This is a genomic window from Streptomyces sp. NPDC033180, from assembly GCF_055577645.1.
Map to the genome: position 1 here is coordinate 253,036 of NZ_JBVIPU010000003.1, position 22,076 is coordinate 275,111.

The following is a 22,076-nucleotide window of genomic DNA, read 5'->3' on the forward strand; positions in this document are numbered from 1 at the left end:
CTGACAAAGACCGGCCCCGCCTGCGAACAGACGGGGCCGGGGAAACGATGTGCGATCAGGCGGGGAGCACGACGACGAAGCGCTGCGGCTCCTCGCCCTCGGACTCGCTGCGCAGACCGGCGGCCTTGACCGCATCATGCACGACCTTGCGCTCGAAGGGCGTCATCGGCTTGAGGTTGACCGGCTCACCCGAGCTCTTCACCTCGGCTGCGGCCTTGGCGCCGAGCTCGGAGAGCTCCTCGCGCTTCTTGGCGCGGTAGCCCGCGATGTCCAGCATGAGGCGGCTGCGGTCACCGGTCTCGCGGTGCACCGCGAGGCGCGTCAGCTCCTGGAGCGCCTCCAGGACCTCACCGTCACGGCCGACGAGCTTCTGCAGGTCACGGCTGTTCGAGTCGCTGATGATCGAGACAGCGGCGCGGTCGGCCTCGACGTCCATGTCGATGTCACCGTCGAGATCGGCGATGTCCAGCAGACCCTCGAGGTAGTCCGCCGCGATCTCACCCTCCTGCTCAAGACGGGTGAGAGTGTCGCCGGCCTCGACCTCGACCTCGGCGGGGGCGGTGGTGCCTTCCGTCACGGGATGGACTCCTTCTACTTCTTGGACGGGTGCTTGGGCCGCTGCTGGCCCTTGCGCTGCCCGGACTTGGCTTGGCTGCGTGCGTTCCCTGAACCGGTCTTGCCGCCCGCGGCCTTGCCCTTGGGAGTGGCGTCCTCAGGCTCGTCCGGAGTCTTCTCCAGTGACGTCTTCGCATCCGAAGCCGTCTCCGCGTCGCCCTCCGCCTTGCTGTGGGCGGCGGCGGACTGGCGCTGCGACTTGCTCTGTCGCTTGGGCTGCTGCCGCTTGGGAGCACTGCCACCGACGGCCGTGGCGCCGTCCTCGGTCTCCGTGGCGACAGCGGAGTCGCTCTGCGCGACAGAACCGTCGGCCTGGGCCACCAAGCCCGCCTTGCTCAGACCGTTGATGAACTTGCGCTCGAACTCGTTGCGGTCGCGGCCCTTGGCGACGATCGCCTTGATGACGTTCGTGTTGCCACGGCCCCGCACCTTCTTGGAGTGCGTGAGCTGCTTCTGCAGGCGCTCCAGGAAAGCGGCCTGGGCCTTGGAGCCGGGAGTCGGGTTCCGGCGGATCACGAACATCTGCTGACCCATGGTCCACACGTTGGTGGTCAGCCAGTAGACGAGGACACCGACGGGGAAGTTGATGCCGAACACGGCGAACATGATCGGGAAGACGTACATCAGCATCTTCTGCTGCTGCATGAACGGCGTCTTGACCGTCGTGTCCACGTTCTTCGTCATCAGCTGACGCTGCGTGTAGAACTGCGAGAACGACATCAGGACGATCATGATCGCGGTCACGACGCGGACGTCGGTCAGCGAGGCGTGGAGCGCCGCGACCTTTTCCTCGCTGTCCATGAACTTCGCGGCCAGCGGGGCGCCGAAGATGTGCGCCTTCTGCGCGCTCTCGAGCAGCGGCTTGTCGATGACGCCGATGGTGTCGTTCGACGCGATGCCGGAGAGCACGTGGTACAGGGCGAAGAAGAACGGCGACTGCGCCAGGATGGGAAGGCACGAGGAGAGCGGGTTCGTACCCGACTCCTTGTACAGCTTCATCATCTCTTCGGACTGACGCTGCTTGTCGCTCTTGTAGCGCTCCTGGATCTTCTTCATCTCGGGCTGCAGCGTCTGCATCGCCCGAGTCGCCTTGATCTGCTTCACAAAGAGCGGGATCAGGCAGATACGGATCAGGACAACCAGGGACACGATGGACAAGCCCCAGGCCCAGCCCGTGTCAGGACCGAAGATGGCCCCGTACAGCGAGTGGAACTGGACGATGACCCAGGAAACGGGTGTCGTGATGAAGCTGAACAGACTGGCAATCGTGTCCACTAATCAGGCTCCTTGAGCATGGGACGGAGTCTCGGCGGCCGGGCTCGGGGTATCCGGGGAAGCCTCCCCGGAGGGCACGCCAGCGGCGGAGGGCCCGCCCTTGCGTTCACGCCACATGGCGCGCAGCATCTCGTGCCACCGCGGACGCTTGCGCGGCGGGACATGGTCGACACCACCGAGCGACCACGGATTGCACCGCAGGATGCGCCAGGCAGTGAGCGCCGTTCCCTTGATCGCACCGTGCCGGTCGATGGCCAGGAAGCCGTAGCGGGAGCACGACGGGTAGTACTTGCACACCGGGCCGAGCAATGGACTGATCGTCCACTGGTACAGCTTGATCAGAGCCAGCAGTGGGTACTTCATCGAGCGCCCCCTCCCAGCAGCCGCTGAAGAGCGGCATCCAGGTCTCGGGCCAGCTGTGCATGGGTGGCGTCACCCGCACCGGGCAACGCTCGTACGACTACCAGGCTACCGGGGGGCAGCTGAGCCACCCGGTCACGCATCAGATGGCGAAGCCTGCGCTTCACCTTGTTGCGTACGACTGCTCCGCCAATGGCCTTGCTCACGACGAAACCCGCACGCGTCGGGGAAACGCTCTCCCCAGGCGCGTGCGGGTCCGTTGCACCGCTACGTAGATGGACGACGAGAAGCGGGCGTCCGGCCCGTCGTCCTCGGCGTACCGCGGTCGCGAAGTCTTCGCGCCGCCTCAGCCGATGCTCGGTAGGCAGCACGACGTCATGACCTTTATGCGATTAAGCGGAAAGGCTGGCGCGACCCTTGCCACGACGGTTCGCGAGGATCGCGCGGCCGGCGCGGGTGCGCATCCGCAGGCGGAAGCCGTGGGTCTTGGCGCGGCGGCGGTTGTTCGGCTGGAAGGTGCGCTTGCTCACTCGGGGGCTCCAGAAATGATTGTGTGGTGGCGGGACATCGCCTGGCTGTCACCGTGCGCCCACGAGAAGCTCGCGAATACGCACCGAGTGCACCGCTTCACAATCACAGATCGTGATCTTTGCCCATCGGAGGCAGGCGGCAGCAGCCATCGACAACTCGACCTGGTCACGGTACGCGGGGCTACGCCATCCGGTCAAACCGACCGTCAGGGAGAGACACTGTGCACAGCCTGTGGACAACAACTTGAACCGCAGCCGTTGCCCTGACTACCGTGGCCAAACTCCGATTCATTCCCTTCTCCCTCCCCATCCCGATTTCCGTCCCAAGAACCACACCTTCGTGGGACCCCGTGAGAGAGCGTGCCTTGTGGCTGACGTACCTGCCGATCTTGCCGCAGTGTGGCCACGAGTTCTGGAGCAGCTGCTGGGTGAGGGGCGGGGGCACGGTGTAGACGCGAAGGACGAGCGCTGGATCAAGCGCTGCCAGCCGCTGGCCCTGGTCGCCGATACCGCTCTGCTTGCCGTACCGAACGAGTTCGCCAAAGGCGTACTCGAGGGACGGCTCGCGCCCATCGTCAGCGAATCGCTGAGCCGCGAGTGCGGCCGCCCGATCCGTATCGCCATCACGGTGGACGACTCGGTCGGCGAACCCATGGGGCCGCCGGCGCCGCCGCTCCAGCAGCAGCCCGGCCAGCAACAGCAGCAGCGTTATGAGGAGCCGGAACAGCACCCCGGCCCCGGCCAGGGGCACGACTCGTACGACGGTTACGGCCGCCGCACCTCGGACGAGCACTCACCGGGCCGCGGGCCCGACCAGCTGCCGACCGCCCGCCCCGCGTACCCCGACTACCAGCGCCCCGCGCCCGGCGCCTGGCCGCAGCAGCAGCAGCAACCCCAGCAGCAGGACGACTACGGCTGGCAGCAGCAGCGGCTCGGCTTCCCCGAGCGGGACCCGTACGCGAGCCCTCAGCAGCCCCAGCACGACTACCGGTCGCAGCCGCCGCAGGGACACTCCCCGTACGACCAGCACCGCCAAGAGCGCCAGGACCAGCACGACCGCCATGACCGTGACCGCCAAGACCGCCATGACCGGCGCGAGCGTCACGAGCAGTCACCGGGCTCCGGGGGGCACGACCCCAGGGGCGGCGTCCACGGCAACGGCCACGGTGTCCACGGCAGCGGCGCCCCTGGCCCGCTGGCCGCGCAGCCGGCCCCCGCGTCGGCGCCCGGCGAACCCACCGCGCGCCTCAACCCGAAGTACCTCTTCGACACCTTCGTGATCGGTGCCTCGAACCGTTTCGCGCACGCGGCGGCCGTCGCCGTGGCCGAGGCACCCGCCAAGGCGTACAACCCCCTCTTCATCTACGGAGAGTCGGGGCTCGGCAAAACGCATCTTCTGCACGCGATCGGGCACTACGCCCGCAGCCTCTACCCGGGCACGCGCGTGCGCTACGTGAGCTCCGAGGAGTTCACGAACGAGTTCATCAACTCCATCCGCGACGGCAAGGGCGACACCTTCCGCAAGCGGTACCGCGAGATGGACATCCTGCTCGTCGACGACATCCAGTTCCTCGCGAGCAAGGAGTCGACGCAGGAGGAGTTCTTCCACACCTTCAACACCCTCCACAACGCGAACAAGCAGATCGTGCTCTCCAGCGACCGGCCGCCCAAGCAGCTGGTGACCCTGGAGGACCGGCTGCGCAACCGTTTCGAGTGGGGACTGATCACCGACGTCCAGCCGCCGGAGCTGGAGACGCGTATCGCCATCCTTCGTAAGAAGGCGGTGCAGGAGCAGCTCAACGCCCCGCCGGAGGTCCTGGAGTTCATCGCGTCCCGCATCTCACGCAACATCCGTGAGCTCGAGGGCGCGCTGATCCGGGTCACGGCCTTCGCCTCGCTCAACAGGCAGCCGGTGGACCTGGGTCTGACGGAGATCGTCCTGAAGGACCTGATCCCGGGTGGCGAGGACGCCTCTCCGGAGATCACGGCTCCGGCCATCATGGCCGCGACGGCGGACTACTTCGGACTGACAGTGGACGACCTCTGCGGATCCTCTCGCAGCCGTGTCCTGGTGACGGCCCGCCAGATCGCGATGTACCTCTGCCGCGAGCTGACGGACCTCTCCCTGCCCAAGATCGGCGCGCAGTTCGGCGGCCGCGACCACACCACGGTCATGCACGCGGACCGAAAGATCCGTGCGCTGATGGCCGAGCGGCGCTCGATCTACAACCAGGTCACCGAGCTCACCAACCGCATCAAGAACGGCTGAGAGCCGCACAGAGACGTCCCCGACACAACGGCGAAGGGCGCCCCGGAGCAACTTCCGGGGCGCCCTTCGCCGTTGTGCACGCGCGCTTTGCGCGTTGTCCACGCGCGCGTGGAGCTCGTCCGTCCCTCTCCGCTGTTCGATTTCCCCAGCTGATAGGCGTGTTCTCCACAGATCTGTGGTCTTTTTTCCTTCCACACCCTGGGGACCCGGAAGTTGTCCAGATGCTGTCCACAGGGGACCCTGCTGAAGGACCATCAAGCCAGGTCAGGTGGTTGTGGATTGGTGGACGAAGACCCTCCACAGGCTGTGGAGGAAAATCTCGTCCACAGGGTGTGCACGAACTTGTCCACCGGCAACCCACAGGCTCGGGCCGGTTGTCCCCAGCTTTCCCCAGCTTCTCCACACGGCTGTCCACTGTTCGGCAACGCAACGCGCCTCGTCACCGTGCCGAGTGAAAGGCGTCACACCAAGGTGGTCGGTTGGCCTGTGCAGAAGGTGGGTAAAGCTGGGGACAGCGCTGGGGAGAAGTACCCCCTGCCTGTGCATCGGGTGTGCAGAACTTTCGCCCGTCCACAGAAACCACCGGTTGTCCACCGCCTCCGCCCACAGGCGCAGTGGATAAAAAAACGGCACTGACCTGCGCATACGCTGTTATCCACGGTTTCCACAGGCCCTACTACTACTGCCCCCTAGAGTCACCGGGGAATTGGCTTCGAAGAGGGGCCTGTGCACAACTCGCGCTCCGGACCTCCTACGCCGCTCGTCACGACTTGACCCCGACGGGCACCCACTGTCAGTGCGGTGCGTCAGACTGGTCCCCAGTGCCAGCAACAGCAGGAGGGCGGCTAAGTGAAGATCCGGGTGGAACGCGACGTACTCGCGGAGGCAGTGGCGTGGGCGGCGCGCAGTCTCCCGGCCCGGCCACCGGCACCTGTCCTCGCGGGCCTGCTGCTGAAGGCCGAGGAAGGCGCACTGAGCCTTTCCAGCTTTGACTACGAGGTCTCGGCGCGTGTCTCCGTGGACGCCGAGATCGACGACGAGGGCACGGTCCTCGTCTCCGGCCGGCTGCTCGCCGACATCTGCCGCGCCCTTCCCAACCGTCCGGTGGAGATCTCCACAGACGGTGTGCGGGCCACGGTGGTCTGCGGCTCCTCGCGATTCACACTCCACACGCTTCCTGTGGAGGAGTACCCCGCGCTGCCGCAGATGCCCACCGCGACCGGCACGGTCCCCGGTGAGGTCTTCGCCTCCGCCGCCGCCCAGGTGGCCATCGCCGCGGGCCGCGACGACACGCTGCCCGTCCTGACCGGCGTACGCATCGAGATCGAGGGCGACACCGTCACCCTGGCCTCCACCGACCGCTACCGCTTCGCGGTCCGCGAGTTCCTGTGGAAGCCGGAGAACCCCGAGGCGTCCGCGGTCGCCCTGGTGCCTGCCAAGACGCTCCTGGACACCGCCAAGGCGCTCACGAGCGGCGACACGGTCACCCTGGCGCTGTCGGGCTCCGGTGCCGGTGAGGGCCTGATCGGTTTCGAGGGCGCCGGACGGCGTACGACCACGCGTCTCCTCGAGGGTGACCTGCCGAAGTACAAGACGCTCTTCCCCACGGAGTTCAACTCGATCGCGGTCATCGAGACCGCCCCGTTCGTCGAGGCCGTGAAGCGCGTGGCCCTGGTGGCCGAGCGGAACACTCCGGTCCGGCTCAGCTTCGAGCAGGGCGTGCTGATCCTGGAGGCCGGCTCCAGCGACGACGCACAGGCTGTGGAGAGGGTCGACGCCCAGCTCGACGGCGATGACGTCTCGATCGCCTTCAACCCGACGTTCCTGCTCGACGGCCTGAGCGCGATCGACTCCCCGGTGGCTCAGCTGTCCTTCACGACGTCGACGAAGCCCGCACTCCTGAGCGGCAGGCCTGCCGTGGACGCGGAGGCCGACGAGGCATACAAGTACCTGATCATGCCTGTACGTCTGAGCGGCTGAGCCCACAGGTGTGAGCGTGCGTCCGGGCGTAGGCTCGGACGCGGGTACGAAGGTGCCTCCACGCCACATCGCTACTTAAGGAACCACTGATGGAGCTCGGTCTCGTCGGCCTCGGCAAGATGGGCGGCAACATGCGCGAGCGCATCCGCCGCGCAGGCCACACCGTCATCGGATACGACCGCAACCAGGACGTCGCGGATGTCCACAGCCTCGAAGAGCTTGTGGGCAAACTCAAGGGTCCGCGCGTCGTATGGGTGATGGTTCCGGCCGGAGCCGCGACCCAGTCCACCGTCGACGAGCTCGCCGAGCTGCTCCAGCCCGGTGACGTCGTCGTGGACGGCGGGAACTCCCGCTGGACGGACGACGAGAAGCACGCCGAGGAGCTCGCCGCCAAGGGCATCGGCTTCGTCGACTGCGGCGTCTCCGGCGGCGTCTGGGGCCTGAAGAACGGCTACGCGCTGATGTACGGCGGCGCCGCCGAGGACATCGCGAAGGTCCAGCCGATCTTCGACGCTCTCAAGCCCGAGGGCGACTTCGGTTCCGTGCACGCCGGCAAGGTCGGCGCGGGCCACTTCTCGAAGATGGTCCACAACGGCATCGAGTACGCCATGATGCAGGCCTACGCCGAGGGCTGGGAGCTCCTGGAGAAGGTCGACTCCGTCACGGACGTGCGCGAGGTCTTCCGCTCCTGGCAGGAGGGCACGGTCATCCGTTCCTGGCTGCTCGACCTGGCGGTCAACGCCCTGGACGACGACGAGCACCTGGCGAAGCTGCGCGGCTTCGCGCAGGACTCCGGCGAGGGCCGGTGGACGGTGGAAGCCGCGATCGACAACGCCGTGCCGCTGCCCGCGATCACGGCCTCGCTCTTCGCCCGGTTCGCCTCGCGCCAGGACGACTCCCCGCAGATGAAGATGATCGCGGCGCTGCGCAACCAGTTCGGTGGCCACGCCGTCGAGTCCAAGAGCGAGCACTGATCCACAGCCTGTGCAGGAAACTGCGCGGGGCTGTCAGCAAGTGAAGTAGGCCGGGGGAGGTCGGCGCACACCATGCACGTCACGCATCTGTCGCTGGCCGACTTCCGCTCGTACGCCCGGGTCGAGGTTCCTCTCGATCCGGGCGTCACCGCGTTCGTGGGCCCGAACGGCCAGGGCAAGACGAACCTCGTGGAGGCCGTCGGCTATCTCGCCACGCTCGGCAGTCACCGGGTCTCCTCGGACGCGCCCTTGGTGCGGATGGGCGCCGAGCGTGCCGTCATCCGGGCCGCGGTCCAGCAGGGTGAGCGCCAGCAGCTGGTCGAGCTGGAACTCAATCCGGGCAAGGCCAATCGGGCCAGGATCAACAGGTCTTCGCAGGTCAAGCCCCGTGATGTGCTCGGGATCGTGCGCACGGTGCTGTTCGCGCCCGAGGACCTGGCGCTGATCAAGGGCGACCCCGGCGAGCGCCGACGCTTCCTCGACGAGCTGATCACGGCGCGCTCCCCACGCATGGCGGGAGTCCGCTCCGACTACGACCGCGTGCTGAAGCAGCGCAACACCCTCCTGAAGTCGGCGGCCCTCGCGCGGCGGCACGGCGGACGCTCCATGGACCTGTCCACCCTCGACGTCTGGGACCAGCACCTCGCGCGCGCGGGCGCCGAACTGCTCACGCAGCGGCTCGACCTGATCGCCGCGCTGCAGCCGCTCGCCGACAAGGCGTACGAGCAACTGGCACCCGGCGGCGGCCCCGTGGCGCTGGAGTACAAGCCGTCGGCGCCGGGCGAGGGCCACACACGCGACGCTCTGTACGAGCAGCTGATCGCCGCTCTCGAAGAGGCACGCAAGCAGGAGATCGAGCGGGGCGTGACGCTGGTCGGCCCGCACCGCGACGACCTGCTCCTGAAGCTGGGCCAGCTCCCAGCGAAGGGGTACGCAAGCCATGGCGAGTCCTGGTCGTACGCCCTGGCGCTGCGCCTCGCCTCGTACGACCTCCTGCGCGCCGAGGGGAACGAACCGGTGCTCGTCCTGGACGACGTGTTCGCGGAGCTCGACACGCGCCGCAGGGAGCGTCTCGCGGAGCTGGTGGCTCCGGGCGAGCAGGTTCTGGTGACGGCCGCGGTGGACGACGACGTGCCGGGCGTGCTCGCCGGGGCGCGGTTCGCGGTGGCGGACGGCGCGGTGGAGCGCGTATGACGCGCCTGAGCCTGGAGCGCGTATGAGCGCCGACGAGCCCGCCAAGAACCCGCCTGGGGACGCTTCCAAGGAGCCACCGAAGACGCCCGAACCCTCCGGCGTCGACCTCGCACGGGTCGCCCTGCGCGCAGCCAAGGAGCAGGCACGCGCGCGTGGCGACGCCGCGCAGCAGAAGAAGCAGGCCCGCAGGGGCGGTCTTCGCTCCGGCGCGCGCGCCGACGGGCGTGACCCGCAGCCGCTCGGCTCCGCCATCAACCGCCTGATCACCGAGCGGGGCTGGGAGACGCCGGCCGCGGTCGGCGGGGTGATGGGCCGCTGGCCGCAGATCGTCGGCGAGGACCTGGCCAACCACTGCGTCCCGCAGCGGTACGACGAGAACGAGCGCGTCCTGACCGTCCAGTGCGACTCCACGGCCTGGGCGACGAACCTGCGTCTCCTGGCCCCCCAGCTGGTCGCGCGCCTCAACGAGGACCTCGGTCACGGCACCGTGCGCCTCATCAAAGTCCTCGGTCCCGGCGGCCCCGCCCGCCGCTTCGGACCCCTGCGCGCGCCGGGCAGCACGGGCCCCGGGGACACCTACGGCTGAGGCCGTACCGAGTGGTAGCTCAAGGTTGACACCTCGAAGCGCTGAGTGCCGCTGTGAGCCTCTTAGAGCCCCGGGCCGCATATGGGGAGTCGGATGATGCCGGTTCAGGACGGCACATGCGGACTCAGGTACCGGCAAACCCCCATCACTGTCGGCGCTACCGGTAGACTGGAAGCTAATCCCGCCCCACTTGTGGGTCGCACCGAGCAACGCTGACTATCGCTGAACGACGCAGCCGCTCCGGCCACCGCCGGGTGCTTGGCTTGTGCTGTGCCAGAAAGGGCGCTTCGTGGCCGATTCCGGCAACCCCAACGAGAACATCCCGTCCACCGTCGCTGGCGAGAACGGCGAGGTCACAGCCTCGTACGACGCCAGCGCGATCACCGTCCTCGAGGGTCTGGACGCGGTCCGCAAGCGACCTGGCATGTACATCGGGTCGACCGGTGAGCGTGGCCTGCACCACCTGGTGCAGGAAGTCGTCGACAACTCCGTGGACGAGGCCCTCGCCGGCCACGCGGACACCATCGACGTCACGATCCTCGCCGACGGCGGCGTGCGCGTGATCGACAACGGCCGTGGCATCCCGGTGGGTATTCACCCCGTCGAGAAGAAGCCGGCCGTCGAGGTCGTGCTCACCGTGCTGCACGCGGGCGGCAAGTTCGGCGGCGGCGGTTACGCCGTCTCCGGTGGTCTGCACGGCGTCGGTGTCTCCGTCGTGAACGCCCTGTCCACCAAGCTGGCCGTCGACATCAAGACCGACGGCTACCGCTGGACGCAGGACTACAAGACGGGCGCCCCGACCGCCCCCCTGGAGCGGCACGAGGCCACCGACGAGACCGGCACCACGGTCACCTTCTGGGCCGACCCGGACGTCTTCGAGACGACCGTGTACTCCTTCGAGACGCTGGCACGGCGCTTCCAGGAGATGGCGTTCCTCAACAAGGGACTGACCATCAAGCTCACCGACGAGCGCGAGTCGGCGAAGGCGACGGTGGGTGCGGACTCGGCCGAGGCCACCGACGACGAGGCCGCGCCCGAGGCGCGCACGGTGACGTACCACTACGAAGGCGGCATCGTCGACTTCGTGAAGTACCTCAACTCCCGCAAGGGCGAGGTCATTCACCCGACCGTCATCGACGTCGAGGCCGAGGACAGGGAGCGCATGCTCTCGGCCGAGATCGCGATGCAGTGGAACTCGCAGTACACCGAAGGTGTCTACTCCTTCGCGAACACGATCCACACGCATGAGGGCGGTACGCACGAGGAGGGCTTCAGGGCCGCGCTGACGGGCCTGGTCAACCGGTACGCGCGCGAGAAGAAGCTGCTGCGCGAGAAGGACGACAACCTCACTGGTGAGGACATCCGCGAGGGTCTGACGGCCATCATCTCGGTGAAGCTGGGCGAGCCCCAGTTCGAGGGCCAGACCAAGACCAAGCTGGGCAACACCGAGGCGAAGACCTTCGTACAGAAGGTCGTGCACGAGCACCTCACGGACTGGTTCGACCGGAACCCGAACGAGGCCACGGACATCATCCGCAAGGGCATCCAGGCCGCCACGGCCCGCGTCGCCGCCCGCAAGGCGCGTGACCTGACCCGACGCAAGGGTCTCCTGGAGTCGGCGTCCCTGCCCGGCAAGCTCTCCGACTGCCAGTCGAACGACCCGACGAAGTGCGAGATCTTCATCGTCGAGGGTGACTCCGCCGGTGGTTCGGCGAAGTCCGGCCGTGACCCGATGTACCAGGCGATCCTGCCCATCCGAGGCAAGATCCTGAACGTCGAGAAGGCGCGGATCGACAAGATCCTGCACAACCAGGAAGTCCAGGCTCTCATCTCGGCCTTCGGCACGGGTGTGCACGAGGACTTCGACATCGAGAAGCTCCGCTATCACAAGATCATCCTGATGGCGGACGCCGACGTCGACGGTCAGCACATCAACACCCTGCTCCTGACCTTCCTGTTCCGCTTCATGCGGCCGCTCGTCGAGTCCGGCCACGTGTACCTCTCGCGCCCGCCGCTCTACAAGATCAAGTGGACGCGGGACGACTTCCAGTACGCGTACTCGGACCGCGAGCGCGACGCCCTGATCGAGATCGGCCGCCAGGCCGGCAAGCGCGTCAGGGACGACTCGGTCCAGCGCTTCAAGGGTCTCGGTGAGATGAACGCCGAGGAGCTGCGCGTGACGACGATGGACCAGGATCACCGCGTTCTCGGCCAGGTCACCCTGGACGACGCGGCGCAGGCCGACGACCTGTTCTCGGTGCTGATGGGCGAGGACGTCGAGGCGCGGCGCTCGTTCATCCAGCGCAACGCCAAGGACGTCCGCTTCCTCGACATCTGAGTCGGCCGCACAAGCCGCACCTCGAAAGGACTTTGACCAGCAATGGCCGACGAGAACACCCCTGTGATGCCCGAAGAGGAGCCCGCCGTTCCCGGCGTGGGCATGCGTGTCGAGCCCGTCGGGCTCGAGACGGAGATGCAGCGCTCGTACCTCGACTACGCGATGTCCGTCATCGTGTCGCGTGCGCTGCCCGACGTACGGGACGGCCTGAAGCCCGTGCACCGCCGCGTCCTGTACGCGATGTACGACGGCGGGTACCGCCCCGAGAAGGGCTTCTACAAGTGCGCCCGCGTCGTCGGCGACGTCATGGGCACCTACCACCCGCACGGCGACTCCTCCATCTACGACGCCCTGGTCCGCCTGGCCCAGCCATGGTCGATGCGGATGCCGCTGGTGGACTCCAACGGCAACTTCGGCTCCCCGGGCAACGACCCGGCGGCCGCCATGCGGTACACCGAGTGCAAGATGGCGCCGCTGGCCATGGAGATGGTCCGTGACATCGACGAGGAGACCGTCGACTTCACGGACAACTACGACGGCCGCAACCAAGAGCCGACGGTCCTGCCGGCGCGCTTCCCGAACCTGCTGATCAACGGCTCGGCGGGCATCGCGGTCGGCATGGCCACCAACATCCCGCCGCACAACCTCCGCGAGGTCGCGGCGGGCGCGCAGTGGGCGCTCGAGCACCCGGACGCTTCGCACGAGGAACTGCTCGACGCTCTTATCGAGCGCATCAAGGGCCCCGATTTCCCCACCGGCGCACTAGTAGTGGGCCGTAAGGGCATCGAGGAGGCGTACCGCACGGGCCGTGGCTCCATCACGATGCGCGCGGTCGTCGCGGTCGAGGAGATCCAGAACCGCCAGTGCCTGGTGGTCACCGAGCTCCCCTACCAGACCAACCCCGACAACCTCGCGCAGAAGATCGCCGACCTGGTCAAGGACGGCAGGGTCGGCGGCATCGCCGACGTCCGCGACGAGACGTCCTCGCGCACGGGCCAGCGCCTCGTCGTCGTCCTGAAGCGGGACGCGGTCGCCAAGGTCGTACTGAACAACCTCTACAAGCACACCGACCTCCAGTCGAACTTCAGCGCCAACATGCTGGCCCTGGTCGACGGCGTGCCGCGCACCCTCTCCCTGGACGCCTTCATCCGCCACTGGGTGACTCACCAGGTCGAGGTCATCGTCCGGCGTACGAAGTACAGGCTGCGCAAGGCCGAGGAGCGGGCCCACATCCTGCGCGGCCTGCTGAAGGCCCTGGACGCGATCGACGAGGTCATCGCGCTCATCCGCGCCAGCCAGACGGTCGACGTCGCGCGTGAGGGCCTGATGGGCCTCCTCTCGATCGACGAGATCCAGGCCAACGCCATCCTCGAGATGCAGCTGCGCCGACTGGCCGCCCTGGAGCGCCAGAAGATCGTCGCCGAGCACGACGATCTGCAGGCGAAGATCAACGAGTACAACGCGATCCTGGCCTCGCCCGAGCGGCAGCGCCAGATCATCAGCGAGGAGCTCGCGGCGATCGTCGACAAGTTCGGCGAGGACCGTCGCTCGGCGCTCGTTCCCTTCGACGGCGACATGTCCATGGAGGACCTGATCGCCGAGGACGACATCGTCGTCACGATCACGCGCGGCGGTTACGTCAAGCGTACGAAGACGGTCGACTACCGCTCCCAGAAGCGCGGCGGCAAGGGCGTTCGCGGCACGAAGCTGAAGGAAGACGACATCGTCGACCACTTCTTCGTGTCGACGACCCACCACTGGCTGCTGTTCTTCACGAACAAGGGCCGTGTCTACCGCGCGAAGGCGTACGAACTGCCGGATGCCGGACGTGACGCCCGCGGCCAGCACGTGGCGAACCTGCTCGCCTTCCAGCCGGACGAGAAGATCGCCGAGATCCTCGCGATCCGCGACTACGAAGCGGTGCCCTACCTGGTGCTCGCCACCAAGGGCGGCCTCGTAAAGAAGACCCCGCTCAAGGACTACGACTCGCCTCGCGCCGGTGGCGTCATCGCCATCAACCTCCGCGAGACCGACGACGGTTCGGACGACGAGCTGATCGGCGCCGAGCTCGTGTCGGCCGAGGACGATCTGCTGCTCATCAGTAAGAAGGCGCAGTCGATCAGGTTCACCGCAACGGACGACGCGCTGCGTCCCATGGGGCGCGCGACCTCGGGCGTCAAGGGAATGAGTTTCCGCGGCGGCGACGAACTGCTCTCGATGAATGTCGTCAGGCCAGGTACGTTCGTGTTCACCGCAACCGACGGTGGGTACGCGAAGCGGACCAACGTCGACGAGTACCGCGTCCAGGGTCGTGGTGGCCTCGGCATCAAGGCCGCCAAGATCGTGGAGGACCGCGGCGAACTCGTGGGCGCGCTGGTGACGGAGGAGACCGACGAGATCCTCGCCATCACCCTGGGCGGCGGTGTGATTCGTACGCGAGTCAACGAGGTCAGGGAGACAGGCCGTGACACCATGGGCGTCCAACTGATCAACCTGGGCAAGCGCGATGCCGTGGTCGGTATCGCTCGTAACGCCGAGGCCGGGCGCGAGGCTGAGGAAGTCGACGGTGACATCGTCGTCGAATCGGCCGACGGCGAGCCGGCCGCCGGTACGGACGAGGGCACGGAGTCCACGGCCGAGTAGCGCGAGGAGAGAGTCATCGTGAGTGGAGCCACGGGCGCCGGAGCAAGTGGAACCGGCCCAGCCGGTACAGACGGTGTCCGTGGCTCCGCCACTGATTCTCCCGACTCGCATGAGTCTCGTGGATCCCAGGGGGGAACCGTGACCGACACCCGAGGGCCGCAGCCGGCTCAGTCAGCGCAGTACGCCGACGGGGCCCAAGGGACTCAGGGGTCCCAGAACGCCACTGGTGCTCTGCCCGGTGAGCGCCAGCCCCAGCAGCAGGCGTCCCAGCCGTATCACCCGCCGCAGGCCTATCAGCAGAGTTCCCAGACGGGCTCCGTGCGCAGGCCGCGGACGGGGGCGCGCACGACGCCCCGTACGCGCAAGGCACGACTGCGGGTGGCCAAGGCAGACCCGTGGTCGGTGATGAAGGTCAGCTTCCTGCTCTCCATCGCTCTCGGTATCTGCACGATCGTCGCGGCCGCCGTGCTGTGGATGGTCATGGACGCCATGGGCGTCTTCTCCACGGTGGGCGGCACGATCTCGGAGGCGACGGGCTCGAACGAGTCCAACGGCTTCGACCTGCAGTCCTTCCTGTCGCTCCCGCGCGTCCTGATGTTCACGACGATCATCGCGGTCATCGACGTGGTCCTGGCCACCGCCCTGGCCACGCTCGGCGCCTTCATCTACAACCTCTCCGCGGGCTTCGTGGGCGGCGTGGAGCTGACGCTGGCCGAGGACGAGTAGTTCTCTTCCCGTAGTTCTTTCTTCCGCGCTCCACCGCCCCCCCGGTGCTCTACACCGGAGGGACTTCACGGCCAGGGCCCCGCCCACTCAGGGCGGGGCCCTGTTGCGCGTCGCGGTCCGTTGTGATCCGCGCCGGTCCGTCGTGGTGCGTCGTGGTGCGTCGTGGTCCGACACGTCCGTCGAGGGCTGTTCGCTGCCCCCGGAGGTATCGATTTTGGGACTGGCCCGCACGTGCGCTAATCTTCAGAGGTCAGCGCGCGGGACATACCGCAGCGCGGCGGGGCTATAGCTCAGTTGGTTAGAGCGCATCCCTGATAAGGATGAGGCCACAGGTTCAAATCCTGTTAGCCCCACAGACACGAAGAAGTCCCCCAGCCTGTATCGGCTGGGGGACTTCTTCGTGTCTGTGGGGCTGTGCGTCTGTGCTGTACGGGCGAGCTGTTTGTGCTGTCCGTGGGGCCCTGGGTGGGCGGCGGCCGAGGTGGCCGGGGCATGACTACGGTTCCGCGGCGAGCCTGCCCGGATGGGCCTCGGCCTCAACGCCCGTCTCCGTGTCGTCCGTGGGGAGGTGCCGGCAGCTGGGGGACGATCCGTGGGCCTCGGCGCGGATGCGTTGCTTCATCGTGGGCGGCAAGGACCGTTCGTACGCTGCTGCCCAGTAGGCCGCGAGTGGGGCCGTCATGGTCGGCGTGCTCTTGCACGTTTCCGTGGCCTGCTGTACCGGCGTGGCCGCCGTTGCCGTCGTCGTGAATCCCAGCGTGGCGAAGAGTGCGAGGAAGGCGGTGATGAGCGTGGTCCACAGCTTCTTGGCCTTGGTGCCGGTCATGGCGTCTCACTTTCGGGTTGGGCGATTTGCGTACTTTCCTCATGATGTGTATGTGGGGCCGAGAGTGGGGGACCAACGCTCGTGGCGCGTCGATGTTCAGATGAACACCACACGAATGGCCGTATATGGCCTCTGAAGGGCCTGGGAGAGGCTCGGGTGAGGTCGGGAGTGGCGAATGTCGCGGCGGGCCGCGAGGGGCCAAGGAGCGGCGGCGTCCCGATTCGACTGCTGTGTTCGGGGCGGGAGTTGGGGTGGATCCAGGTCACCGATCGGTATCGATCGGTGTGTATAGTCGGGCTTCAGAGGTCCCTTACGTCAAGAAAGACGAGGTCGCGCGGTGAAGAAGCTTCTCCTGGTCGCACTGGCCGCCATCGGCGGGCTCCTCGTGTACCGCCAGATCCAGGCGGATCGCGCCGAGCAGGATCTGTGGACGGAGGCGACTGACTCCGTGCCCACGGGTTCGTGAGTACCGACAACAGTCTCTTTACCGGGCCCCGGTCGCTTCTGCGGCCGGGGCCCTGTGCTGTCCGGATCTCGTTGGTCCCCCGACTCCTTGAGTTTGCTCACGCAAGCTCTCGCCTTGCGTGAGCAAAGAATGTCGGGCTTCCGCGTGGGCATAGTGGGCGGGACGACTGGGGCTCAGGGGAGGGGTGGCACGTGATGGGGCGGCTGCGCAGAGGCCGGGCGGCGGGGGCCGTGGCAGCGGCGTTGTGCGCGGTGTTGGCGCTGCCGGGGCAGGCCACGGCGGAGGACACATCGGGACCGAGCCCGTACGTCTTCGCTGAGGGGGCCGTGTCAGTCGACGGCGCGCAGAACAGCATGGACAGCGTGAGGCTCACGCCCGGCTCGACGTACAAGAGCTCCCTCGCGCGCGGGGGCAAGCTCTACTACCAGCTGCAACTCGGCGCCAGAGAGACCGTGTACGTCTCCGCCACCGCCGTCCCCGGGCTCGACGCCAGGGTCGCCTATGGGGACGGCGTGGAGGTGTCGTTAGAGGACACGAACGGCAACAACTGCAACTCCGGAGACGCGCGGTTCGGTACGTCGCAGAGTCCGCGGCCCATCTCCGCCTGGGCGGTGCGGGCGGTCGGCCCCGCCCAGAACCGGTGCAAAGTGGCCGGCACGTACTACGTAGTGGTCGAGCGCAACAGCGAAGCCGGCTCCAGTACGGAGACGTGGGACACGGAGCTCCGCGTCGTCTCGGAGCCCGGAGTGGCCAAGAGTGCCCCCACGACACCGCCCGAGTCGTGGAACTCCGCCTCGCCCACACCTCCCGCCGACGCGCGCGAGGAACGCAGGGGCGGCACGGGCTTCAACGACGCTCGGGCGCTCAAGGCAGGCGTCTGGGGCGACCGGATCAAGCCCGGCCAGACCCTCTTCTATCGTGTGCCGGTCGGCTGGGGGCAGCAGATCTCCGCCGGGGCCGAGCTGGGCAGTGCGAGCGGGGGGCGGGGCGAGTACGTCACGTCGGCGCTCGTGATGTCACTGGCCAATCCGGTACGCGCACGCATCGACGACGCCGACACGGCATACGACGGCCAACAGAAATCGACCGCGCTGGAACCCCTTGCCCCCGTGGCGTACGAGAACCGCTACTCCCCGATCGACGGCGTGGCAGGAACGCGGTTCGCCGGGTGGTACTACCTCTCGGTCCATCTCAATCCGCAGGTCGCCCGGCAGTTCGGCAAGGCCCCACTGGATCTGACGCTGCGGGTGAACGTCGACGGTGCGGCGAAGGAGGGGCCCGCGTACGTGGGGACGGCGCGGCCCGCTGACGAGTTCAGCGTCACTGGTGAGGACGAGGACGCGGCGGCGCGGGGCGAGACGGGTGCCGACGGCGGGAGCGGTGACGGGGGCGGAGGCGGGAACAGTGACAGGAGCGGTGGGGACGGCGGGGTCGGCATGAAAGTCGTCGCCGTCGGCGGGTTCGGTGCTGGGTCCGTGCTCCTGGCGATCCTTGGCGTGTGGACGCTGATCGGGCGCAGGAGGGCAATGGGTCGGGCGGGGTGACTCGTGGGTCGGGGTCGGGTTCGCATCTGATCGGATCAGGGTCGGGTCAGATCTGGGTCAGCGCCCAGATGCCCACCGCGAAGCACGCCAGAGAGGCCAGCAGCATCGGGATCGCCACCTTCGGGGGCGGACCCGGTCGTCTCTGCCGGTGCGGAACCGGCCGGCGCTGGAGTGGAACCTGCGGGGCGTGAGCGGTGTATGGATAAGTAGGGGCGGATACGCGATGCGCTGCGGGCATCACGGAGGGTGACGGATCGTAAGCCGGGTGAGGGGTGGGGACATGCGGGGACTGAACAGGGGGCGAGGGGGGAGGTGGTGGCGTTGCCGGTTGCTGCACTGGCTGGGCCTGCACTTGTTGCGCCTGCTGCACATGGTGGGCGGGCTGCACATGCTGTACGGGCGGTACGGGCTGTGCGGGTTGCATCTGCTGCACCGAGGGCGGCGTGGCCTGTCCCGACGGTGGTGTGGCCAGCGGTGGTGGAGGGGCCAGCGGGTAGCTGCCGGTCTGGGGTGCGGAGAGGGGCGGGGGAGGTACAGAAGGAGGAGCGAAGCCTGGCTGCGGCGGCGCGGTGAGGGGGCCGCCGGGTCCGAACCCCTGGGGAAGCGGGCCCAGTTGGTCGAAGATCTCTACGATCTCGTCGTCGGGCCCTGGCTCCGGCAGCAGCTCGGCAGCCGAGTTCAACGCCTTGCGTGCGCCCGTGGCGGTACGGAACCGCGCGTGCGGATCCGGCTGGAGAAGCGTGGCGACGACCTGCCACAGCGGCTCCGGAACGCCCTGCGGCGCCCCAGGGGTGCCGTGCGCGGCGAAGTGCTCGATCAAGGCCTTGGCGTCCGGCTTGGCGCCCTGCAGCAGATAGAGGGCCACCAGGCCGACGGCGAACAGATCGGCGGTGAAGTCCGGCTCGGCGCCCATCATTTGCTCAGGAGCGAAGTAACCGGGCGTCCCCACGACATAGTTGGTCTCGGTCAGTCGCGGCTCGCCCATCCGCATCGAGATGCCGAAGTCGGAGAGCCGCAGGTGCGGACGTGCGGTGCCGGTGGCCTCGAGCAGGATGTTGGCGGGCTTGATGTCACGGTGCACGACCCCTTCGGCGTGCACCGCCGCGAGCCCGGCGAGCAGCTGGTCCAGGAGCGTGCAGACCAGGCGGGGCGGCAGCGGGCCGTAGTCCCCGATCACATGGGCCAGCGAGCCGCCGGCGACCAAGGCCATGGTGAAGAGGACCTTGTCGTCGTCGGCGGCCCAGCTGGCGGGCGCGAGCACATGAGGGTGGTCGATGCGCAGCGCCTGCTCCCGCACGAAGCGCAGCAGCGCGTGCGCGTCGCTCTGTTGCAGGACCTTGGCTGCCACATACCGGCGCCGCCGGTGGTCCCAGGCACGCCAGACCGCTCCGACTCCCCCGCGGCCGACCGGGTCGACCAGTTCGTAGCGGCCGGCGAAGACCTCACCCATGGTCGCGCATTGCTCCCCCTCCGGGCCGCCCGGTGGCCCGGTCGACGGCTCAGTTCTGGTGCGCCTCGTAGTGGGCGACCGCGTCCGCGGTGCGTCCGGCGCCGTATACCCGGAGGAACTCTGCCAGTTCAGGGTGGGTCGGGGCGAGGGAGTCAGCGGCATCGATGATGTCGCCCGCCGCCGCGACGGAGCGCAACAGCGACTGGATCTCGCGCACCACACGTTTCACTGTGGGCGCACCCGAACTCGTCGTCGACTGCGAGGTGTTGGTCAGGACGGAGCCGCCCTGGGACTTCTTGATCTCGTCCATGCGGTCGGTGGCCTCGGCGGCGCTCACACTGCCGTCGGCGACCTGGCCCGCCAGCTCCTGGAGGAGCTGGACGCGCTGGACGACCGCGGGGTTGCCGATCTTGGCGCGCTGTCCGCTCATCAGCTGGGACAGCATGGGCGCGGACAGACCGAGGACGCCGGCGAGGCGTGCCTGGTTGAGGCCCAGATCATCGATGAGACGACGGAAGAGCGCCCCCAGCGGCTCCCCGTACCAGTTCCGCTGGAGCTCTCGTGCTCTCGCGGTCGTCTCTTGTTGTGCGGCGTCCATTGCGTCTCCCCATCGCTTCCCCAAAAACCGTGGTTCGCTGCCGCGAACCACGCCGAGCATCTTACGGAGCGTGGTCGTCCCCCGGGACCCCCAATCCTTTTGCGAGATCGGGGGGGTGACCCGGTACTCTGGTCTGCGTCGCCTACCGGAGCGAGGTTTTTCCGGCTGGGCGTACCGTTTTCGGGGCCTTAGCTCAGTTGGTAGAGCGCTGCCTTTGCAAGGCAGATGTCAGGAGTTCGAATCTCCTAGGCTCCACAACGTCAGACCCCCTGACCTGCGCAAACGCAGGCAGGGGGTCTTTTTTTGTCCAGGTTTTCCGGGTCTCCCGCGCTGATGTCCAGGTTTCGCGTGCTGCTGTGTCAAGGAGAAGCCGGGACCGCGCAGTCGACCGTCTCCAGCTGCACGGAGATGCGCTGGGGCGAGCAGGGCCGGTGCGCCCCGACCGAGGTGAGTGGGCCCAGCGGTGCGATGACCGGGGCGAATGGGCTCAGCGGAGCGGTAACCCGGGGGCAAGTGGGCCTGGCGGTGCGATCTCGGGGCGGTGGGCCCAGGTGGGCGGAGGTGGGTGCATGTGGCGCGGACGATGGACCTCGTTAACTCATTGACGTATCGCAGTACGTCGATATGATCTCTGCATGTCTACCTTCGATGCCGCTCCCACCGCCCTGATCGTTCACGCCCACCCCGAGCCCCACTCGTTCAGCGCCGCCCAGTTGACCACCGCCGCCCAGGCCCTCCGTGATGCCGGCTACAAAGTCGACATCCTTGACCTCTACGCCGACACCTGGGCTCCGGTCCTCGCCCGCGAGGAATTCGGCCCGCTGGACGGCCCGTTCAAGCCGCAGGCCGAGCAGATGCGGGCGGTCCAGGACGGCACGCTCGACGGGGCCGTCAAGGACCACCTCGAGCGGGTGCTCGCCGCCGATCTCCTCGTGCTGTCGTTCCCGATGTGGTGGTTCTCGCTGCCGGCCATCCTCAAGGGGTGGATCGACCGGGTCTTCGTGATGGGCGCCCTCTTCGGCGGGGACCACGGGTTCTTCGGTGGCGCCGCGCTCGCGGGCAAGCGGGCGATGTTGCTGTTCACGACCGGCGGCTCGAGTGAGGCGTTCGAGCCCGGTGGTGCTTTCGGCTCGATGGACGACTTCCTGTTCCACATCCACCGCGGGATGCTGGAGTTCGTCGGTTACCAGGTCATCGACCCTGTGGTCACCTATGGACCGGCCCACATGACCGACGAGGAGAGGGCAGCGGCGCTGGAGTCAGTCGGAAAGTCCGTCACGCTCATCGCGGGGGCTTCCCTGCCCGCGGCCCGTTGACGTCGACGGCGGCCAGGAACCTGGGACACGTCGCGTCCCCGCGTGCCGCCATCAGCTGAGGGCGGACGTCGTTTGATCGAAATCTGGTGGACCCGGCCGGTCGTCCACGTCATGGCGGCCGGGAACTCCGGGGTGTGCGCGATGTGACCGACTGGATCGCCCGGCACCCCGACGCCCCGACGCCCCGGCACCCCGACGCCCCGGCACCCCGACGCCCGGCCGCGTGAGCGTGAGCGACCGGCTGAATGATCGGGCCGCCGCCCCAGCGGGCCAGTGCCCCAGCGGGCCGCCGCCCGAGCGGGCCGCCGCCCGAGCGGGCCGCCGCCCCAGCGGGCCAGCGCCCCAGCGGGCCAGCGCCCCAGCGGGCCGGCGCCCCAGCGGGCCGC

General features: G+C 68.0%; 19 protein-coding genes and 2 tRNA genes. 13 read left to right on the plus strand and 8 right to left on the minus strand.

Annotation, left to right across the window (positions count from 1 at the left end):
• Positions 1-55: 55 nt before the first annotated feature.
• The 5 genes from ACZ5WE_RS11880 to rpmH are packed head-to-tail and all read right to left on the minus strand — an operon-like array spanning position 56 to position 2,780.
• The gene (locus ACZ5WE_RS11880; RefSeq protein ID WP_467685567.1) at positions 56-577 is read right to left on the minus strand and encodes a Jag family protein; all 522 of its coding nucleotides are present in this window, start codon (positions 575-577) and stop codon (positions 56-58) included.
• Between the two features lie 14 nt (positions 578-591).
• Positions 592-1,890: a membrane protein insertase YidC gene (gene yidC / locus ACZ5WE_RS11885; RefSeq protein WP_467685569.1), complete on the minus strand. Its 1,299-nt coding sequence runs from the start codon at positions 1,888-1,890 to the stop codon at positions 592-594.
• Between the two features lie 3 nt (positions 1,891-1,893).
• Positions 1,894-2,253: a membrane protein insertion efficiency factor YidD gene (yidD, locus tag ACZ5WE_RS11890; protein ID WP_467685570.1), complete on the minus strand. Its 360-nt coding sequence runs from the start codon at positions 2,251-2,253 to the stop codon at positions 1,894-1,896.
• The gene (rnpA, locus tag ACZ5WE_RS11895; RefSeq protein WP_453739030.1) at positions 2,250-2,621 is read right to left on the minus strand and encodes a ribonuclease P protein component; all 372 of its coding nucleotides are present in this window, start codon (positions 2,619-2,621) and stop codon (positions 2,250-2,252) included. Before rnpA ends, yidD begins: the two co-directional genes overlap by 4 nt.
• Positions 2,622-2,642: 21 nt before the next feature.
• Positions 2,643-2,780, minus strand: coding sequence for a 50S ribosomal protein L34 (rpmH, locus tag ACZ5WE_RS11900; RefSeq protein WP_006381191.1), 138 nt, complete (start codon positions 2,778-2,780; stop codon positions 2,643-2,645).
• Between the two features lie 367 nt (positions 2,781-3,147).
• Between rpmH and dnaA the strand changes: the two genes are divergently transcribed.
• The 9 genes from dnaA to ACZ5WE_RS11945 all read left to right on the plus strand — a co-directional run bounded on the left by dnaA (position 3,148) and on the right by ACZ5WE_RS11945 (position 15,843).
• Entirely contained in the window at positions 3,148-5,049 is a 1,902-nt protein-coding gene (gene dnaA, locus ACZ5WE_RS11905; protein WP_467685572.1) for a chromosomal replication initiator protein DnaA, read from the plus strand.
• Between the two features lie 849 nt (positions 5,050-5,898).
• Positions 5,899-7,029 (plus strand): DNA polymerase III subunit beta, encoded by a 1,131-nt coding sequence (dnaN, locus tag ACZ5WE_RS11910; RefSeq protein ID WP_160506115.1) that lies wholly within the window; start codon positions 5,899-5,901, stop codon positions 7,027-7,029.
• Between the two features lie 89 nt (positions 7,030-7,118).
• Complete coding sequence (gene gnd / locus ACZ5WE_RS11915; RefSeq protein WP_467685574.1) at positions 7,119-8,003, plus strand: phosphogluconate dehydrogenase (NAD(+)-dependent, decarboxylating); 885 nt, start codon at positions 7,119-7,121, stop codon at positions 8,001-8,003.
• Positions 8,004-8,075: 72 nt separating this feature from the next.
• Positions 8,076-9,197: a DNA replication/repair protein RecF gene (gene recF / locus ACZ5WE_RS11920; protein ID WP_467685576.1), complete on the plus strand. Its 1,122-nt coding sequence runs from the start codon at positions 8,076-8,078 to the stop codon at positions 9,195-9,197.
• Between the two features lie 22 nt (positions 9,198-9,219).
• Positions 9,220-9,783 (plus strand): DciA family protein, encoded by a 564-nt coding sequence (locus ACZ5WE_RS11925; protein WP_467685578.1) that lies wholly within the window; start codon positions 9,220-9,222, stop codon positions 9,781-9,783.
• A gap of 265 nt (positions 9,784-10,048) precedes the next feature.
• Positions 10,049-12,121 carry a DNA topoisomerase (ATP-hydrolyzing) subunit B gene (gene gyrB / locus ACZ5WE_RS11930; RefSeq protein WP_467685580.1) on the plus strand — a complete coding sequence of 691 codons (2,073 nt, stop codon included), beginning with the start codon at positions 10,049-10,051 and terminating at the stop codon, positions 12,119-12,121.
• Positions 12,122-12,163: 42 nt separating this feature from the next.
• Positions 12,164-14,764, plus strand: coding sequence for a DNA gyrase subunit A (gene gyrA / locus ACZ5WE_RS11935; RefSeq protein ID WP_467685582.1), 2,601 nt, complete (start codon positions 12,164-12,166; stop codon positions 14,762-14,764).
• Between the two features lie 18 nt (positions 14,765-14,782).
• On the plus strand, positions 14,783-15,490 hold the full coding sequence (locus ACZ5WE_RS11940) for a DUF3566 domain-containing protein (protein WP_467685584.1): 708 nt from the start codon (positions 14,783-14,785) through the stop codon (positions 15,488-15,490).
• 279 nt (positions 15,491-15,769) lie between these two features.
• Positions 15,770-15,843 (plus strand) — tRNA-Ile (locus tag ACZ5WE_RS11945).
• A 143-nt stretch (positions 15,844-15,986) separates the two neighbouring features.
• Here ACZ5WE_RS11945 and ACZ5WE_RS11950 read toward each other — a convergent pair.
• Positions 15,987-16,316: a DUF6344 domain-containing protein gene (locus tag ACZ5WE_RS11950; RefSeq protein ID WP_467685585.1), complete on the minus strand. Its 330-nt coding sequence runs from the start codon at positions 16,314-16,316 to the stop codon at positions 15,987-15,989.
• A 337-nt stretch (positions 16,317-16,653) separates the two neighbouring features.
• Between ACZ5WE_RS11950 and ACZ5WE_RS11955 the strand changes: the two genes are divergently transcribed.
• Positions 16,654-16,782, plus strand: coding sequence for a DLW-39 family protein (locus tag ACZ5WE_RS11955; protein WP_003999697.1), 129 nt, complete (start codon positions 16,654-16,656; stop codon positions 16,780-16,782).
• 194 nt (positions 16,783-16,976) lie between these two features.
• Positions 16,977-18,326 carry a hypothetical protein gene (locus ACZ5WE_RS11960; protein WP_467685587.1) on the plus strand — a complete coding sequence of 450 codons (1,350 nt, stop codon included), beginning with the start codon at positions 16,977-16,979 and terminating at the stop codon, positions 18,324-18,326.
• Positions 18,327-18,372: 46 nt separating this feature from the next.
• On the opposite strand, the gene ACZ5WE_RS11965 is transcribed toward ACZ5WE_RS11960, so the two are convergent.
• Complete coding sequence (locus ACZ5WE_RS11965; protein ID WP_467685589.1) at positions 18,373-19,776, minus strand: serine/threonine-protein kinase; 1,404 nt, start codon at positions 19,774-19,776, stop codon at positions 18,373-18,375.
• A 49-nt stretch (positions 19,777-19,825) separates the two neighbouring features.
• Entirely contained in the window at positions 19,826-20,374 is a 549-nt protein-coding gene (locus ACZ5WE_RS11970; RefSeq protein WP_160506124.1) for a helix-turn-helix domain-containing protein, read from the minus strand.
• A 182-nt stretch (positions 20,375-20,556) separates the two neighbouring features.
• On the opposite strand from ACZ5WE_RS11970, the gene ACZ5WE_RS11975 reads away from it, so the two are divergent.
• Both ACZ5WE_RS11975 and ACZ5WE_RS11980 read left to right on the plus strand, forming a co-directional pair.
• Positions 20,557-20,629: transfer RNA gene (locus ACZ5WE_RS11975), tRNA-Ala, on the plus strand.
• A 380-nt stretch (positions 20,630-21,009) separates the two neighbouring features.
• On the plus strand, positions 21,010-21,690 hold the full coding sequence (locus ACZ5WE_RS11980) for an NAD(P)H-dependent oxidoreductase (RefSeq protein ID WP_467685591.1): 681 nt from the start codon (positions 21,010-21,012) through the stop codon (positions 21,688-21,690).
• The last annotated feature ends 386 nt before the right edge of the window (positions 21,691-22,076 follow it).